Raw genomic sequence first — 273 nt, forward strand, 5'->3', positions numbered from 1 at the left:
GCTCTGAGGCCTTTTTTGGTGACTTTGACGGTGAAGAACGGTGATGACCTGGCTGAACGCTTTAAGCACCTTCATAGAGCCCAGCGCGAGCTATGGAAACGCCGGCAACGTGGTCGCGGCTCTGTGCTCGATGGTGCTGTGGGCGCTGTTTGGTCATACGAAGTGAAGCGGGGAGACAACTCGGGCCAGTGGCACCCGCACCTGCACATGATCGCCTTGGCCGAGGTCGAGCCCAGCCAGGAGCGCTTGTCGCGGGATTGGCACCAGATCACC

The 273-nt window shown here is 60.4% G+C and carries 1 protein-coding gene; it reads left to right on the plus strand.

The features are described from left to right. The first annotated feature begins 43 nt into the window (after positions 1-43). Positions 44-166: a hypothetical protein gene (locus ABG80_RS23715; RefSeq protein ID WP_268760913.1), complete on the plus strand. Its 123-nt coding sequence runs from the start codon at positions 44-46 to the stop codon at positions 164-166. Positions 167-273 lie beyond the last annotated feature (107 nt).

It is taken from the genome of Aquabacterium parvum, assembly GCF_001447195.1.
Lineage (GTDB): Bacteria > Pseudomonadota > Gammaproteobacteria > Burkholderiales > Burkholderiaceae_C > Aquabacterium > Aquabacterium parvum.

What these genes read in the sequence shown, in the direction of transcription:
- ABG80_RS23715 (WP_268760913.1), top strand. Translation starts at nt 44, where the DNA reads ATGACCTGGCTGAACGCTTTAAGCACCTTCATAGAGCCCAGCGCGAGC.